Origin of the sequence: Serratia proteamaculans, from assembly GCF_013337185.1 — a bacterium.
GTDB classification, from domain to species: domain Bacteria; phylum Pseudomonadota; class Gammaproteobacteria; order Enterobacterales; family Enterobacteriaceae; genus Serratia; species Serratia proteamaculans_D.
Genome location: NZ_SWDE01000001.1, coordinates 695,044 through 710,525, shown reverse-complemented (window position 1 = coordinate 710,525; position 15,482 = coordinate 695,044). Strand labels below are relative to the sequence as shown.

The 15,482-nt window shown below is 57.6% G+C and carries 13 protein-coding genes; 5 read left to right on the top strand and 8 right to left on the bottom strand.

The genetic code is table 11. The features are described from left to right. Positions 1-196: 196 nt before the first annotated feature. The 5 genes from FCL49_RS03265 to FCL49_RS03245 are packed head-to-tail and all read right to left on the bottom strand — an operon-like array spanning position 197 to position 5,247. The gene (locus FCL49_RS03265) at positions 197-1,276 is read right to left on the bottom strand and encodes an ABC transporter ATP-binding protein (protein WP_174352417.1); all 1,080 of its coding nucleotides are present in this window, start codon (positions 1,274-1,276) and stop codon (positions 197-199) included. After that, entirely contained in the window at positions 1,276-2,229 is a 954-nt protein-coding gene (locus FCL49_RS03260; protein ID WP_174352416.1) for a carbohydrate kinase family protein, read from the bottom strand. The genes FCL49_RS03265 and FCL49_RS03260 overlap by 1 nt, the downstream gene beginning before the upstream one ends. 20 nt (positions 2,230-2,249) lie before the next feature. Next, positions 2,250-3,089 carry a carbohydrate ABC transporter permease gene (locus FCL49_RS03255; protein ID WP_174352415.1) on the bottom strand — a complete coding sequence of 280 codons (840 nt, stop codon included), beginning with the start codon at positions 3,087-3,089 and terminating at the stop codon, positions 2,250-2,252. Beyond that, on the bottom strand, positions 3,079-3,987 hold the full coding sequence (locus tag FCL49_RS03250; protein ID WP_174352414.1) for a carbohydrate ABC transporter permease: 909 nt from the start codon (positions 3,985-3,987) through the stop codon (positions 3,079-3,081). Before FCL49_RS03250 ends, FCL49_RS03255 begins: the two co-directional genes overlap by 11 nt. A 9-nt stretch (positions 3,988-3,996) precedes the next feature. Beyond that, a complete protein-coding gene (locus FCL49_RS03245) occupies positions 3,997-5,247 on the bottom strand; it encodes an extracellular solute-binding protein (protein WP_174352413.1) in 1,251 nt (416 codons plus the stop codon). 100 nt (positions 5,248-5,347) lie between these two features. Between FCL49_RS03245 and FCL49_RS03240 the strand changes: the two genes are divergently transcribed. The 5 genes from FCL49_RS03240 (at position 5,348) to xdhC (ending at position 12,739) form a co-directional block, all read left to right on the top strand. Continuing rightward, the gene (locus FCL49_RS03240; protein ID WP_174352412.1) at positions 5,348-6,520 is read left to right on the top strand and encodes an ROK family transcriptional regulator; all 1,173 of its coding nucleotides are present in this window, start codon (positions 5,348-5,350) and stop codon (positions 6,518-6,520) included. 314 nt (positions 6,521-6,834) lie between these two features. After that, positions 6,835-8,166 carry a guanine deaminase gene (gene guaD / locus FCL49_RS03235; RefSeq protein WP_174352411.1) on the top strand — a complete coding sequence of 444 codons (1,332 nt, stop codon included), beginning with the start codon at positions 6,835-6,837 and terminating at the stop codon, positions 8,164-8,166. Further along, complete coding sequence (gene xdhA / locus FCL49_RS03230) at positions 8,163-9,593, top strand: xanthine dehydrogenase small subunit (protein WP_174352410.1); 1,431 nt, start codon at positions 8,163-8,165, stop codon at positions 9,591-9,593. Before guaD ends, xdhA begins: the two co-directional genes overlap by 4 nt. Continuing rightward, complete coding sequence (gene xdhB, locus FCL49_RS03225) at positions 9,586-11,979, top strand: xanthine dehydrogenase molybdopterin binding subunit (protein ID WP_174352409.1); 2,394 nt, start codon at positions 9,586-9,588, stop codon at positions 11,977-11,979. The genes xdhA and xdhB overlap by 8 nt, the downstream gene beginning before the upstream one ends. Then, positions 11,972-12,739 carry a xanthine dehydrogenase accessory protein XdhC gene (gene xdhC / locus FCL49_RS03220; RefSeq protein ID WP_174352408.1) on the top strand — a complete coding sequence of 256 codons (768 nt, stop codon included), beginning with the start codon at positions 11,972-11,974 and terminating at the stop codon, positions 12,737-12,739. Before xdhB ends, xdhC begins: the two co-directional genes overlap by 8 nt. Here the strand turns inward: xdhC and FCL49_RS03215 are convergent. From FCL49_RS03215 to FCL49_RS03205, 3 genes are read right to left on the bottom strand one after another with little or no spacing between them, the layout of a single operon-like run. Further along, positions 12,736-13,758 carry a fumarylacetoacetate hydrolase family protein gene (locus FCL49_RS03215; RefSeq protein WP_174352407.1) on the bottom strand — a complete coding sequence of 341 codons (1,023 nt, stop codon included), beginning with the start codon at positions 13,756-13,758 and terminating at the stop codon, positions 12,736-12,738. The two genes, xdhC and FCL49_RS03215, sit on opposite strands and share 4 nt — an antisense overlap. Then, a complete protein-coding gene (locus FCL49_RS03210) occupies positions 13,755-14,336 on the bottom strand; it encodes a VOC family protein (protein ID WP_174352406.1) in 582 nt (193 codons plus the stop codon). Before FCL49_RS03210 ends, FCL49_RS03215 begins: the two co-directional genes overlap by 4 nt. Before the next feature lie 26 nt (positions 14,337-14,362). Continuing rightward, positions 14,363-15,196 (bottom strand): alpha/beta fold hydrolase, encoded by an 834-nt coding sequence (locus FCL49_RS03205; RefSeq protein ID WP_174352405.1) that lies wholly within the window; start codon positions 15,194-15,196, stop codon positions 14,363-14,365. Positions 15,197-15,482: the final 286 nt, after the last annotated feature.

Genomic DNA, 15,482 nt, shown 5'->3' with positions numbered 1-15,482 from the left:
AGTGCGCCGGGCGGAGCAAAAACAGCAGATGGACATGACAGAAACCCCGTTTCAAAAATGTTAACGCTGGCAGAGTTTTGGAGCATAGCGCATCGCACAGAGGTTAAAAAGAGCTTAAGCAGGTGATAATTAGCGGGCGCAGCAATGGAGCCCGCTGAGGGGGTTACCGGTTAAGTCTTCGCGCATTATCAGCGACTCAATTTTCACTCAATCGTAGCCCTGTTGCGGCATCGAACAGGTGGATCGCATCAAAGTTGGGCATCAGCCAAAGCGGTTGACCGCTTTCGGCATTGACCCGCCCGCTGAGTTGCACATGCAGGCGGTAACCGCCCCAGGTCAGGTGCAGAAGGCTGACATCGCCGGTGATCTCCATCAGGCGCAAGGTGGCGGAAGGTTGTTCGCTGACATCGACCAAATGGAAATCGTGCGGCCGCAGCCCGAGGATCACCGGGCTGCCGGGCGTCGCCAATCGCCATTTGGCCGGCAGCGGGAACCACAGTTCACCGCAGGTCACTCCGGGCCGGTCATTGCATGGCGTGACGATACCCTCCAACAGATTCATTGGCGGTGAGCCGATAAAACGCGCCACAAAGGTATTGGCGGGCGCATCGTAGATCTCCAGCGGCTTGCCTTGCTGCACGATATTGCCGTCTTTCATCACCACGATTTGGTCGGCCAACGTCATCGCTTCAATCTGATCGTGGGTGACGTACACCGTGGTGGTCTTGAACTGCTGATGCAGTGATTTAATCTCGGCGCGCAGCTCCATCCGCAGTTGGGCGTCGAGGTTGGACAGCGGTTCATCGAATAAAAACACTTTCGGGTTACGCACCATAGCACGGCCCATCGCCACTCGCTGGCGTTGGCCACCGGACAGTTCTTTCGGGTAGCGTTGTAAAAGATGGTCGATTGCCAAAATGCGCGCTGCCTGCTGCACCTTGGCCTGTTGTTCGCTTTTGGCGACCTTCATCACCTGCATGTGGAACGCCATGTTTTCCGCCACCGTCAGGTGCGGGTAGAGCGCATAGCTCTGGAACACCATGGCAATATCGCGATCGGCGGGATCCAGATCGTTAATCTTTTGCTTATCCAGCAGGATCGCCCCTTCGGTCAGCGTATCCAGCCCGGCCAGCAGCCGCAGCAGCGTGGACTTGCCGCAGCCGGACGGGCCAACCAGCACGGTAAAGCTGCCGTCGGGGATAGTCAGATCCAGCGGATTCAGCACCCGCTGCTTGCCATAGTATTTGGCGACTTTTACCAGTTCGACACTTGCCATCAGACCATTTCTCCGGCGCAGGTTTTCAGCGTATTCCAGTCCAGATACTGGCGTGGCGAACTGCTGATGGCGTGGCTGGCGGCGCGAATGCCCCAGCGCAGCGCTACCGCAGCCGAATGACCGTGCAGGCAAGCGGTCAGGAAACCGGCGTTAAAACTGTCACCTGCTCCGATGGTGTCGACCACCTTGATCGGGTGTGCCGCCGCCTGCAGCTGGCGTTCGCCGCACCACATGCGTGCACCGTCCGGGCCGCATTTCACCACGCAGGCGGCGTCGGCCGGTTGTTGCCGGTTCAGAGTACGGGCGGCGGTGTACAAATCTTCATGACCTGCCATGCCACAGGTTTCCACTTCATTGAGTAGCAGGATGTCGCAGAACGGCAGCCAGTCGGCGATCTGCCCACGCAGCGCATCGCTCCAGCCCTGCGGCGGCCAGCCGGTGTCAACCGCAATGCGATAGCCGCGCTGACGCAGGGTTTGCAGCAGTGCCGGGTATTCCGCCAGCAGGGTGGTACACAGGAAGGTGCCGCACAGCAAAATGGTGTCACCATTACCGGCAAACAGTGGGATTTGATGCAATACATCGTCCTGGCTCAGGCGGGTGATGTGGCCCTGATTGCTGAAAAAGGTGCGCTCGTTGTCGGGGTGGGTGACACCGAAGGTCAGCGAGGTTTCACAACTGTAGGTCGGCCAGTACAGCGAGCTTTCCGGGAACAGCTGTGCCAGCCAGGGGCTGAAATAGTCGTTGCCCTGATTGGCCACCAGCCGGTAAGGGGTTTCCAGCGCCGCCAGCGCCAGCGCGCAGTTACCGGCCGAACCGCCGGGGCGCAGTTCGCTGTGATCCAGCATTGCCTCGGTGCCTTTTTGCGGCCACTGCTGCAAGGTGCTCATGATCACATCGACGTTGATATTGCCCACCACGTACAGCGTGGGCCGGGTGTTGGTGCTCATCATGTTAATTTCCCTGAATAAAATTAGCCTTTGCTGCCGCCGCTGGTTAAGCCGCTAACCAGCGTTTTTTGCAGCCAGATGGCAATAAAAAGAGGTGGAATGGCGGCCAGAATGCCGACGGCGGCGATCAATCCGTCATCGGTGGCGCGCCCGGCGGTGAAACCGGCGATGGTCACCGGTAGCGTCTGCGCCTGAATATTGCTGGTGAACAGCAGCGCGTAGAAAAATTCGTCCCAGGCCAGCAGCCAGCCAAACAGCGCAGAAGCGCCCAGTGCCGGTTTGGCCAGCGGCAGAGTAATGCGCAGCAGCACCTGCCACTGACGCAGTCCGTCCAGCCGCGCGGCCTGTTCGATGTCTATCGGCAGGGCATCGAACTGGTTTTTCAGCATCCAGGTGAGGAATGGCAGGATCAGCGAGCAGTAGACCAGTACCAGACCGATATGGGTGTTCAGCAGCGCCAACTGCTGCAGAATAAAGTACAGCGGCAGCACAAAGGCCACCGGCGGCACCATGTAAATCGCCAGGCTGGCGAACAGCCAACCGTCGCGCCCCGGATAACGCGAGAAGCTGAACGCCGCCGGGATCGCCAGCAACAGCGAAATCAGCGTCGCGCCGCAGGCCACCAGCAGGCTGTTGAACAGCGCATGCAAGAACAAGGTGCCCGGCTGGCCGGGCTGTAGTGACAACAGGCTACCGTAGCGCGAAAAGTCCCAATGGCGCGGCAGCCATTCCAGCGGCACGCGGGTGAGATCGGCCGAGGAACTGACGCTCATCAGAAACAGCCACAGCATCGGCGCCAGGATCGACACAGCCAGCAGCAGCGCGGCACCGTAGCGCAATACCAGGCGGATTTTACGCTTCATCGGCGAGGCTCCTTCTGCGCTGGCGGAACAGCATCAGCATGTATAACGCGATCAGCAGGCCGCATAGCAAGGTCATCAATACCGCATAGGCAGCGCCGCTGCCGGCTCGCAGATAGCTGAACGACTCCTGATACACGAAGAAGCTGAGGGTCTTGGTGCTGTCCATGGGGCCGCCGCGCGTCATCACATAAATGATGTCGAACACCTTGAAGGCATCAATGGTTCGCAACACCAACGCCACCGCCAGCGGGGCCAGAATGGCGGGCAGGGTGATGGCCCGGAAGCGTCGCCAGGCAGAGGCACCGTCCAGTCGCGCAGCTTCGTACAAATCGTCCGGGATGGATTGCAACGCCGCCAGCGTTAGCAGGGTAATCAGCGGGTAGTTCTTCCAAATATCCGCCAGCATCACCGCGTTGAGCGCCGAGGCCGGGTCACCCAGCCAGCTGCGGTAGTGGTCAATCACCCCAAGCTGGGTTAACAGTGCGTTGATGCTGCCGTAATCCGGGTTGAAGTTCAGCCGCCACATCGTGGCGTTGACGATGGTCGGGAGCGCCCAGGGCAAAATAACCAGTACCCGCAGAACATTACGGCCGTGAAACTTTTGGTTAAGCAGCAGCGCCACCAGTACGCCGATCACCCCTTCGAACGCCACCGAAACCAGGGTGAAATACAGCGTGCGCCCCAGTGCGGCCTGGAAATCCGGGTCGGTCAGCGCGTAGAAAAAGTTATCCGTACCGACCCAGGCCGGCGTAACGCCGTCGCCCACCAGCGCCGCATCGGTAAAGCTCAGCCACAGGGTGCGAGCCAGCGGCCAGGCGGTTAACAGCAGCATCATCAGCAGCATGGGTGCCAGCAGCACCCATGCCTGACGCCGCTCACGTTGAGGTAAAGTGAGCATCGTCATCGCTTAACGCAGCCGCGCAGCGCTTTGGGTTGCCGCATCCAGTCCGGCTTGCGGCGTCACCTTGCCCTGCAGAATTTGCTGCAAGTCCTGTTGCAGGCCGTTGGACAAACGAGAGTAATCGGCGGTTTCAGGACGCGACAGCATCACGTTCAGCGACTGTTTGGCGGCGGCGATCAGCGGTTCCTGACCTTTCTGCACCGCTGGATCGTCATATGACGACTTCCAGATCGGCAGGCTCAGCTTGGCGTATTTGTCCTGCACCGGCTGTGAGGTCATATAGCTGATGTATTGCCAGGCCTGATCGGGGTGGGCGCTGGCCTTGGCGATGCCCAGCCCCATCGAACCGTTAACCGCCGAGACCTGACCTGCCACCGATCCCGGAGCCGGCACGATACCGACGTCACCGGCCACTTTGCTTTGCTTGGGATCGTTGGCCATGTTGTACATGTAAGTCCAGTTAAGGGCGAAGGCCGCGTCACCGTTGGAAAACGCCTTGCGCACGTCCTCTTCCAGATACTCGCGGGAGTTCGGATTAGTCAGCCCCTTGTCCAGCGACGCTTTCATATAGTCGACGGCCTGCAGTGAACCCGGGCTGGAGAAGGTAATTTTCCCCTGCTGAATAAACTGCCCCTTATAGGCGGACACCAGGGTGGTGTAATCGCAAACCAGCGCCTCGGCCTGTGACCAGCTCCACACCAGCGGATATTTGACCAGGTTCTTCTGCTTGATAATTTCTGCCTGCTGCGCCAGTTCCTGCCAGGTTTTCGGCGGAGCGCCGATCCCGGCCTTGGCCAGCATGGCTTTGTTGTAATACAGGTATTTGGTGTCAAGGATCCACGGCATGCCCCAGCGTTTGTCCTTATAGGTGACGGTGGTCATGGCTCCGGCAAAGATCTTGGCGCTGTCGTCGGCGCTGATGCGCGAGGTTACGTCCTGCAACAGGCCGAACTTGGTGAATTCCGCCGGCCAGATGGCGTCGAACAGCACCACATCGTAGCCGTTGCTGCCGGCACCGCGCGCCGCGACGATTTTATCGTGCAGCGCCTCGTAAGGAACGAACTCCAGGTTCACGGTGATGTCCGGGTGCTGTTTGCTAAAATCAGCGGTCATGGCACGGATATCATTTTCGCTGTACGCCGCTTGGGTCATAAACAACGCGTTGATTTGCGTCGGGGCGGCATAGGCAGACGACAGGCTAAGCGCCAGGGCAGAAAGGGTACAGACTGCCGTAGCGGCAAGGGTATGGCTTTTCATTGTGCGTTCTCCGGTGTTAAAAAGATTCTTAAATCAATTTGATTGCTTTATTGGAGGGCACCATACTGCAAAGACGATTTCCCTTTCTGCATAGGCAGTTATGACGACTTCCGGCACTAACCTTGAACATGCTCGTGCACACAACCGGCGCGTAGTGATAGAGGCTATCCGTCTGCACGGTGAACTGACCCGTGCCGAAATTGCCCGGCTGACCTCACTGACGCCGCAAACCGTTTCAAACATTGCAACAGAACTGGAACAGGCCGGTATTCTCTCCTCGCACCTGCCGCGTCGTGCCGGAGGGCGAGGTCAACCGGCCACGCCGTTGACCCTGAATCCAGATAGCGCGTATTCCATCGGTATCCATCTGGATCACCAGTCACTGCTGATCATCGTGGTTGATCTCTCAGGCAGCGTTCGTTTCCACCGGCTGATTATGGTGCAAAAGCCGCAACCTGCTGCCACCTTGAAACTGATTTGTGATGTACTGCAAGAAATGCGCCAGCAGCCGGATCTGAGCTGGAGAAAAATGCTGGGCATCGGCGTAGTGATGCCTGGGCCGTTTGGCGTGGAAGGGATCTCATCGGTCGGGCCGACCACGCTTAACGGTTGGGAAGATATCGACGTGGTGGCTGAGCTTAACGCGCAAAGTGGCCTGCCGGTCACGCTGGAGAACGATGCCACCGTGGCCGCTATCGGCGAGCGTTTGCACGGCGTGGCCAGGCAGCTTAATTCCTTTATTTATTTGTATCTCGGTACCGGACTTGGGGCAGGGATTTTTACCGATGGCCGAATTTATACCGGCCATGCGCACAATGCTGGTGAAGTCGGCCACATGATTGTGCAACCGGGCGGGCGGGCCTGCTACTGCGGTAACCAGGGGTGCCTCGAGCGTTATGTCTCGTTGCAGGCAGCCTACGAGAGCTGCGGGCTGGATCCAATGAGCGCCATGCCGCAAGACCTACTGACGTTACCGCAGTCGCAGATTGACACCTGGCTGGATACGGCGGTGCCGGCATTACGCCAGGCGATCAACATCATCGAGTGTATGTTCGATGCCGAGGCCGTGATTATTGGCGGGCTGATGCCGGAAAGTATCGTAGAGCAGTTGATCAAGCGCCTGGCGCCACTGCACCGTTCGGTGCGCAGCAAATACCTCGACGGCCTGCGGGTTCGATTGGGGACGACCGGTGCGGATACCGCTGCATTAGGCGCGGCCGCATTACCGCTGTTTGATGAATTTAACCCGCGTTATGAAGTGTTATTGAAGTAATCAATTTCATTCCCCCAATTTGTATTGTTGCCCGTTATTGGTGCAGGCTCACAATTAACCCAATACAAGCAAACGGTTGCTATTTAAAGGCAACCGTTTGCTTATTTTCTGTTTATTTTTATCGACTCAGATTATTGGGTGTCATGTATTTATCTTGTTGTTTTTAAATAATAAGAACCAATAAAAAACCAACTGGCACGCTGCTTGCTATGCTTAAAACATCACCTGCGATCGATAAAAAGACCGCCATAGTTCCCCGGGCTGAAATAACTCAGCCGGGGGCTGTGCGCTGGCCGGTAGAGAAGGAAAGCAAAATGAGCCTGTCATTCACCACGGCTATCCGTGGCAATTTTTTCGATATTGCTGCCTGCGTCATACAACCGCAGCAATTGGAGCAGCAATTGCGACATATTCCTGATGGATTGCTGCTGCTCGATGAAGGCCGCATTGTCTGGTTTGGCCCCTGGCAGCAGGGTGAAACGCTGTTGCCACCGGGTTTTGAGGTTACCCACTATCCGGACAAACTGATCGTGCCGGGTTTTATCGATACCCATATTCACTATCCGCAAACCGAAATGATCGGTGCCTACGGCGATCGGCTATTGGCATGGCTGAAGCATTACACCTTCCCGACGGAAAGCCAATTCTGCTGCGAGCAGCACTCCGGCAAGATGTCGGCGTTCTTTTTGCAGCAACTGTTAAGCAACGGCACCACCACGGCGCTGGTGTTCGGCACCGTGCATCCTCAGTCGGTTGAAGCACTGTTCACTCAGGCGGCGGCGCTGAATATGCGGCTGATCGCCGGCAAGGTGATGATGGACCGCAACGCGCCGGAAGAACTGCTGGAAACCCCGGAACAGAGCTACAGACAGACGCGCGAACTGATCGAGCGCTGGCACGGCAAGCAACGGCTCAGCTATGCCATCACGCCGCGCTTTGCGCCCACCTGCACCCCGGCGCTGTTGGCTCAGGTACAAAGGTTGCGTGAAGAGTTTCCGGATACCTATCTGCACACCCACCTGAGCGAGAACCAGGAAGAAGTCGCCTGGGTGAAAGAGCTGTTCCCGGACAACCGCAGTTACCTGGATGTCTACCACCAGTATGGATTGACCGGAGAGAGAAGCGTGTTTGCTCACTGCCTGCATCTGGAAGAGCAAGAGTGGGATTGCCTGTGCCACACCGGTTCGGCCATCGCTTTTTGCCCGACCTCCAACCTGTTTCTTGGCAGCGGTCTGTTCAATCTGCAAAAGGCCTGGCACAAGCAGGTCAAGCTGGGCATTGGGACCGACGTGGGCGCCGGTACCACTTTCAATATGCTGCAAACGCTGGGTGAGGCCTACAAGGTCGGTCAACTGCAACGCTATCAGCTCTCGGCCTGCGAAGCCTTCTACCACGCCACATTGGGTGGGGCGCGGGCGCTGTCGCTGGATGACAAAATCGGTAATTTTGCGGTCGGTAAAGAGGCGGATTTTGTAGTGCTGGATCCGGCGGTATCGCCGCTGCAGAAACTGCGTCATGAAAACAGCCGTGAGCTGGCGGAGCAACTGTTTGTGCTGATGACGCTGGGCGATGACCGCAACGTTTACCGAACCTATGTCGACGGTAAAGTGGTGTACCGACCGGCTACGCAGCAGGAGGCCGCATGATCCAGTTTCTGCTTAATCAAACGCTGAAAAATGAAACTGCGCTCGACCCCAATACCACGGTGCTCAATTATCTGCGCCGCGATCTCGGCCGCTGTGGCACCAAAGAAGGCTGCGCTTCCGGTGATTGTGGCGCCTGCACCGTGGTGCTGGCGGAGCCGGATGGCGACCAGTTGCGCTATCGCAGCGTTAATGCCTGCCTGACGTTTGTCAGCGCGCTGCATGGCAAGCAGTTGATCAGCGTAGAGGACCTGAAACAGCAGGGTGAATTGCACAGTGTGCAGCAGGCGATGGTCGACTGCCACGGCTCGCAGTGCGGTTTTTGTACTCCGGGCTTCGTGATGTCGATGTTTTGCCTGCAAAAGAACGTCGAAAGCTATCATCGCGAACAGGCACAGCAGGCACTGGCCGGTAATCTGTGCCGCTGTACCGGCTACCGGCCGATTTTGGCGGCGGCGCAACAGGCCTGCGACAGCAAAATGCCAGACAGCTTCGACCGTCATCAACAACAAACGTTGCAACGCCTGCTGGCGATACCCGCCGCCACACCCTTAGCGGCGGCAGGCAAGCGTTGCCTGTTGCCACAGACCCTCGAGGAATTGGCGACGCTGTATCAACAGCATCCGCAGGCCAAACTGTTGGCCGGCGGCACCGATTTAGCGCTGGAAGTCACACAGCGTCATCAGGATTTACCCTTGATGATCGCCATTGGCCAGATTGAGGCATTAAAGCAGGTGAACCAACAAGGCGATCGTCTGATCCTGGGGGCCGGTGTCACATTGAGCGACCTTTACCCGCTATTGGCCGATTACCACCCGGCCTTTGGTGAACTGCTGGCGCGTTTTGCTTCGCAGCAGATCCGCAACCAGGGCACGCTGGGGGGCAATATCGCCAATGCCTCACCGATTGGCGACGCAGCGCCGTTGTTGCTGGCGTTGGATGCGTGCCTGATGCTGCGCTGTGGTGCCGTGCGGCGTGAACTGCCGCTGAGCGACTTCTTCCTGGACTATCGCCAGACCGCGCTGCAGCCGGGGGAGTTTATTGAAAGCATCGTGCTGCCGGCCCAGGCACCGGCGGATTTCCGCGCCTGGAAAGTGTCCAAGCGGCTGGAAGATGATATTTCGGCGGTGTGCGGTGCCTTCAACCTGACCCTCGAACAAGGGACGATCCGTGAGGCACGGCTGGCCTTTGGTGGCATGGCCGCGACGCCTAAACGTGCAAAGCTGTGTGAACAGCAACTGGTAGGGCAGCCGTGGCGACGGGCGACCGTGGAGCTTGCGGCTCAGGCGTTGGCGCAGGACTTTACGCCGCTGAGCGATTTCCGTGCCAGCAGCGCTTATCGCCTGCTGGTGGCGCAGAATCTGTTGCGTCGCTATTTCATTACGCTGACGGAGCCACAACTGGCGATCGAGGTGACCACGCATGAGTAATCGCAAACGCACCGAATATACCCAGCAGCAGTTGGCCGAACGTTTCCGTCAAGCGTTAACCAGCGGTGTGGGGCGCAGTCGCAAACACGAGAGTGCCGATAAGCACGTCAGCGGTGAAGCGCAATACATCGACGACCGGCTGGAGTTTCCCAACCAGTTGCACCTGGCGGCAAAACTGAGCGAGAAAGCGCATGCGCGCATTGAAAAGCTGGATCTGTCGGCCTGTTACGATTTTCCTGGCGTGGTGCGGGTGATCACCTGGCAGGATGTGCCGGGCGAACTGGATATTGCTCCGTTAACCCACGGCGATCCGCTACTGGCGAAAGACGAGGTGGAGTATGTCGGGCAGGTGATCGCGGTGGTGGCGGCAGAGGATCCGGAGGTCGCCTGGCGGGCCGCTCAGGCCATTAAAGTGAGCTATCAGGAGCTGCCTGCACAGCTGGACGTCACACAATCGCTGCGGGAAGGCTTCGTGGTACAGGAAGCGCACCACCATCGACGCGGTGACGCCGACGGCGCACTGGCGCAAGCATTGCACCGCATTCAGGGCGAACTGCACGTCGGTGGTCAGGAGCATTTTTATCTGGAGACCCAGATTGCCTCGGTAATGCCGGCCGAAGACGGCGGCATGCTGGTGTATTCATCGACCCAAAACCCCACCGAGATCCAAAAGCTGGTGGCCTCGGTGCTTAATTTGCCGATGCACAAGGTAACTATCGACACGCGGCGCATGGGCGGTGGCTTTGGTGGTAAAGAGACTCAGGCCGCCGGCCCGGCGTGCCTGTGTGCGGTGGTGGCGCATCTTACCGGACGACCGGTCAAAATGCGGCTTAACCGCCGTGACGACATGCTGATCACCGGCAAACGCCATCCGTTTTACATTCAGTATGACGTCGGCTTTGACGACAGCGGTCTGTTGAATGGGGTGAAAATCAGCCTGGCCGGTAACTGCGGTTACTCGCTCGATCTGTCCGGTTCGATTGTCGATCGCGCCATGTTTCACGCCGATAATGCCTATTTCCTGCAGGATGTCTTGATAACCGGCCACCGCTGTAAAACCCATATCGCCTCCAATACGGCTTATCGCGGCTTTGGCGGGCCGCAGGGTATGATGGCGATCGAGCAGATCATGGACCACATTGCGCGCTATCTGGCGCTCGATCCGCTGGCGGTGCGTAAAACCAATTATTACGGCAAAGACCAGCGCAACGTCACCCATTACCATCAGCCGGTGGAACAGAATCTGCTGCAGGAGATCACCGCCGAACTGGAGCACAGCGCGGATTATCAGGCGCGGCGGCTGGCTATCCGGCAGTTCAACGCACAAAACCCCATCCTCAAGAAAGGGCTGGCGCTGACGCCGGTCAAATTTGGTATCTCCTTTACCGCCGGTTTCCTCAATCAGGCGGGAGCGCTGGTGCTGATTTACACCGACGGCAGTATTCAGCTCAACCACGGCGGTACCGAGATGGGCCAGGGGTTGAACACCAAGGTGGCGCAGATTGTCGCCGAAGTGTTCCAGGTGGAAATAGAGCGTATCCAGATCACCGCCACTGATACCGGTAAAGTGCCGAACACCTCACCGACGGCGGCGTCATCCGGCACCGACCTGAACGGCAAGGCGGCGGAGAATGCCGCTCTGACCATCAAACAACGGTTAATCGACATGCTGGCCAGAGAGCATCAGGTCAGCGCCGGGCAGATCGTCTTCAACAATGGCCAGGTCAGGGTGGGTGAGCGCTATTTCAGTTTCGAACAGGTGGTTGAACAGGCCTATTTTAATCAAATTTCCCTCGCCAGTACCGGTTACTACCGCACTCCGAAGATCTTTTACGATCGCGATAAGGCCAGCGGCCATCCTTTCTATTACTTCGCCTACGGCGCGGCCTGCGCAGAGGTGTTGATCGACACCCTGACCGGCGAATACAAACTGCTGCGGGCCGACATTTTGCACGACGTGGGTGACTCGCTGAACCCGGCGATCGACACCGGTCAGGTAGAGGGCGGTTTTGTGCAGGGCATGGGCTGGCTAACCAGTGAAGAACTGGTGTGGGACGAGCAAGGCAGGTTGCTGACCCATGGCCCGGCCAGCTACAAAATTCCGGCGATTGGCGATGTACCGGCGGATCTACGCGTCACACTGCTGGAGAACCGCAAAAACCCCGAGGACACGGTATTTCATTCCAAAGCGGTGGGAGAGCCACCGTTTATGCTGGGGATCTCGGTCTGGTGCGCAATCAAGGACGCGGTAGCCAGTCTGGCAGATTACCGTCTGCAGCCCAATATCGACGCGCCGGCCACGCCGGAACGGGTGCTGTGGGGCGTGCAGCAGATGCTGTCAAGTGACATTGTCACTGAATTGGCGAGGGAGAACGGCGATGGATGAGTGGATTGAGGCACTGGCCGACTTGCGACGGCGCGGAGAGCCCTGCGTACTGGTGACGCTGGTGGATGAACTGGGCTCCACGCCGCGCAATCGTGGCACCAAAATGTTGGTGACTGCCGAACGGGCGGTGAATACCATTGGCGGCGGACACCTGGAGTTCCAGGCGCTGGCGATTGCTCGCGAGATGCTACAGCAAGGGGCAGTCACGCTGCGGCTGGAGCGTTTCCCGCTGGCGGCACGTCTTGGACAGTGCTGTGGCGGTACTACCAGCGTGCTGTTCGAACCCTTGATCCCGCCGCGCCCACAAATTGCTCTGTTTGGCGCCGGGCATGTGGGGCGCGCTCTGGTGAATATCCTGGCTACGCTGCCGTGCCGGGTACGCTGGGTTGATGGCCGTGCGGCGGAGTTCCCTGCGCTTATTCCGCTAGGGGTACAACAAGAGGTTTGCGAGGAGCCGCTGGAGATCGTCGACGCCATGCCGCCGGGCAGCTATTTCATCGTCATGACCCACGACCACGCACTGGATCTGGCGCTGGCGGAACGGATTTTACGCCGTGGCGATGCCGGTTATTTCGGCCTGATCGGCTCGCTGACCAAGCGCAAACGCTTCGAATATAAACTCGGCCAACGCGGCATTAGCGAAGCGGCGATCGCCGGCATGCGCTGCCCGTTGGGTCTGCCGGACGTAAAAGGCAAACTGCCGGCCGAGATTGCGGTGGCGGTGGCCGGAGAGATCATTGCCTGTTATGGGCAGCGCTAACCTGGCCACTGAGGATTATTTTGAAGGATCGCCACCTGTTGAACGATGGCCCCAAACACGGAATGTCCGTTGGTATCGAGCACCTCAATCCGCACCTGGTCACCCTGTGTCAAATAAGGTTGCCGCCGGCTTTCATCTACACCCTGCAACGCCTGACGCACACGGGCTTCGGTAATGCAGGCGCTGCCGGATGCCGGATCGGCATTGCTTATCGTACCTGCACCCACGATGGTGCCGGCCGCCAAAGCGCGGGTGCAGGCAAGGTGTGCAATAAGCTGTCCGAAATTAAACGCCGTATCATGACCGGCGTCCGGAGCACCGAACCATTTTCCATTCAGGCTAACGCGCACCGGCAAATGCAACATTGCATCCCGCCAGTTCGCGCCGAGCGCAGCAGGCGTCACGGCAAGCGGGGCGAAGCTGGTTGCGGGCTTGCTCTGATAGAAACCGAAACCCCGGGCCAGTTCGCCGGGGATCAACCTGCGCAGAGAGACGTCATTAAGCAACACCACTAATGCGATGCAATCCAGCGCCTGCTCGGGTGTGACCCCGATAGGGACGTCCGTGGTTATCACGGCGATCTCCGCTTCAAAATCAATATCCAGTTCATCACCCGTGGCTTCTATCGGTGCGGTTGCCTTTAACATCACGTCCGATCCCCCCTGATAAACCAACGGTTTTTCTTCATATTGCGGAGGAATGGGTTCATTGCGCCATTGATACATCAGTTTGGCGTGGTGGCGATAAACGGAACCATCGACCCACTGATAGGCACGGGGTAGCGGAGCCAGGCAGCTTGATACCTTGAAGGGTTCAGCGGCGGACCAGCCGTTCGCTGCAACCTGCATCAGTTGCGGCGCTACGGTCGACCAGTTATCCAGGGCTTCCTGCAGGGTATGTGCAATAGCGGGCACGGCAATGCAACGCGAAAGATCGGGTGAAACCAGCACCAATTCGCCATCCCGACGGCCGTTTTCACGTGAGGCCAAACGTAATTGCGGAGCCAGAGTGATGCTCATGATTTCCCCTCCGCCAAGGTCTGACGTCGTGCCTGTTCCCGGGTCCAAATCGCCAACTCTTGATGTGCCGTACGGGCAAAGTCTTCCACTGTTTCAGCCGTCGCCACTTCCGTGGTCAATTCCAGACGAAAGCCGTTCGGATCAAAAAAGTAGATGGATTCAAGATAGCCGTCGTGATCGGTAACCCCAATAACCTCAATGCCTTGCGCGAGCAGTCGTTGATGCATGCTGTCCAGATCGGCGCGGTTATCCACTTTCAAGGCAATGTGGTTGACCCACTCAGGGGTATTTGGGCTGGGTTGTGCCGCTATCCCATCACCCAGATCGAAGAAGGCGATATGCGAATCATCTTTCATGCGGAAAAAGATATGCACATACGGGCAGTATTCCCCGGTGCTGGGGACATGATCGTTTTTTATCACATGGACCAGCGGTAACCCGAGAATATCTTCATAGAAATGTCGGGTTTCTTCTGCGTCCCGGCAGCGCCAGGCAAAATGGTGCAGCCGACGGATCGGTCTGGCAGGGTCACCGGCTTTAACCGCCGTTTTTTTAGATGATGGAAGATCAGTATGCATGATGTAAACCTCCAGCAGAGTCGCTGCTACTTAGTTTGTTTACGCAAGAAACCCTCAATGGCACCCACCAAATAAAGCGGAATTTCTTGCATTGGGTAATGTCCACAACCTTCAAGCAGTTCCATCTGCACATTGACGAACCACTTCTTGCAGGTGCTATCCATCATCGGCAGTGTCTGCGCCGGATCGTGCTGACCGATCAGCAAAAGCAAGGGAACCGTGCAGCCGTATGTTTCAATGGAACAATCCTCCAGCGCCCAGCTTTGGAGATAGGCTGCGAACACTTGTGGCTCACATGCCGCACGTGACTGTTGAACGGTATCGCTGACCCAGCGGCGGGGAAGTCGCTGATGGGTGGAATAATCAATCAGAGAATGACGGCAGGCATCATCCGTGACGGCCTGTTCGAAGATGCGCCAGACTTGCTGCTCTACGTCCAACCCACTGGCCGGAACGGGAGTCAGACCTATGGCACTGCGCACACGTTCAGGGTGTCGAGCCGCAATGACCTGCGCAATTTTACCCCCCATAGAGTGCCCGACGACGTCGAAGCGATACCAACCCAGACTGTCCATCAGGGCGACTATGTCTGCGACCATCTCACTGGTGGTGTAACTGCCGGCCAGGGTGCGTGATATTCCGTAGCCACGAAAATCCACGAATACATAAGTGAAGGCTTGGGTGTCCAGATAGGGAAACATCGGCTGATAGACACTATGATCGCCAAACCAACCCGGTAGCATGACCACGCACCGGCTACCCTGTCCGATTATTCTGGTGCCAAGCAGGGGGCTTTCGTTCGGGGTTCCATTTTCTCGCCCCCCCATAATCAGTTCATCGGGTTGAGGTGTTATAGCCATGAAATATCAATCTCCTGATTTTAATAACCGCACGTCACTGGGCGTTGCGGAATGGGTCATCTGCATGACGCGAATTCAGAATTATTTGAGGATGATGTAACCTGTGGATCTGATGTCGGTATGGGGTTACGTCGGGATATTTCGGTGAATGATTCATCGGTTGAATAAGGCTAATGCGCGGCCAATAAAGCGTCTATAGGTGAGTTTGGGATGAACCGTTATATAAAATCGGACAATCAACTGCCATGTTGTTGAGGCTGCAGGACTTCTAATCACTTGTTTTTGC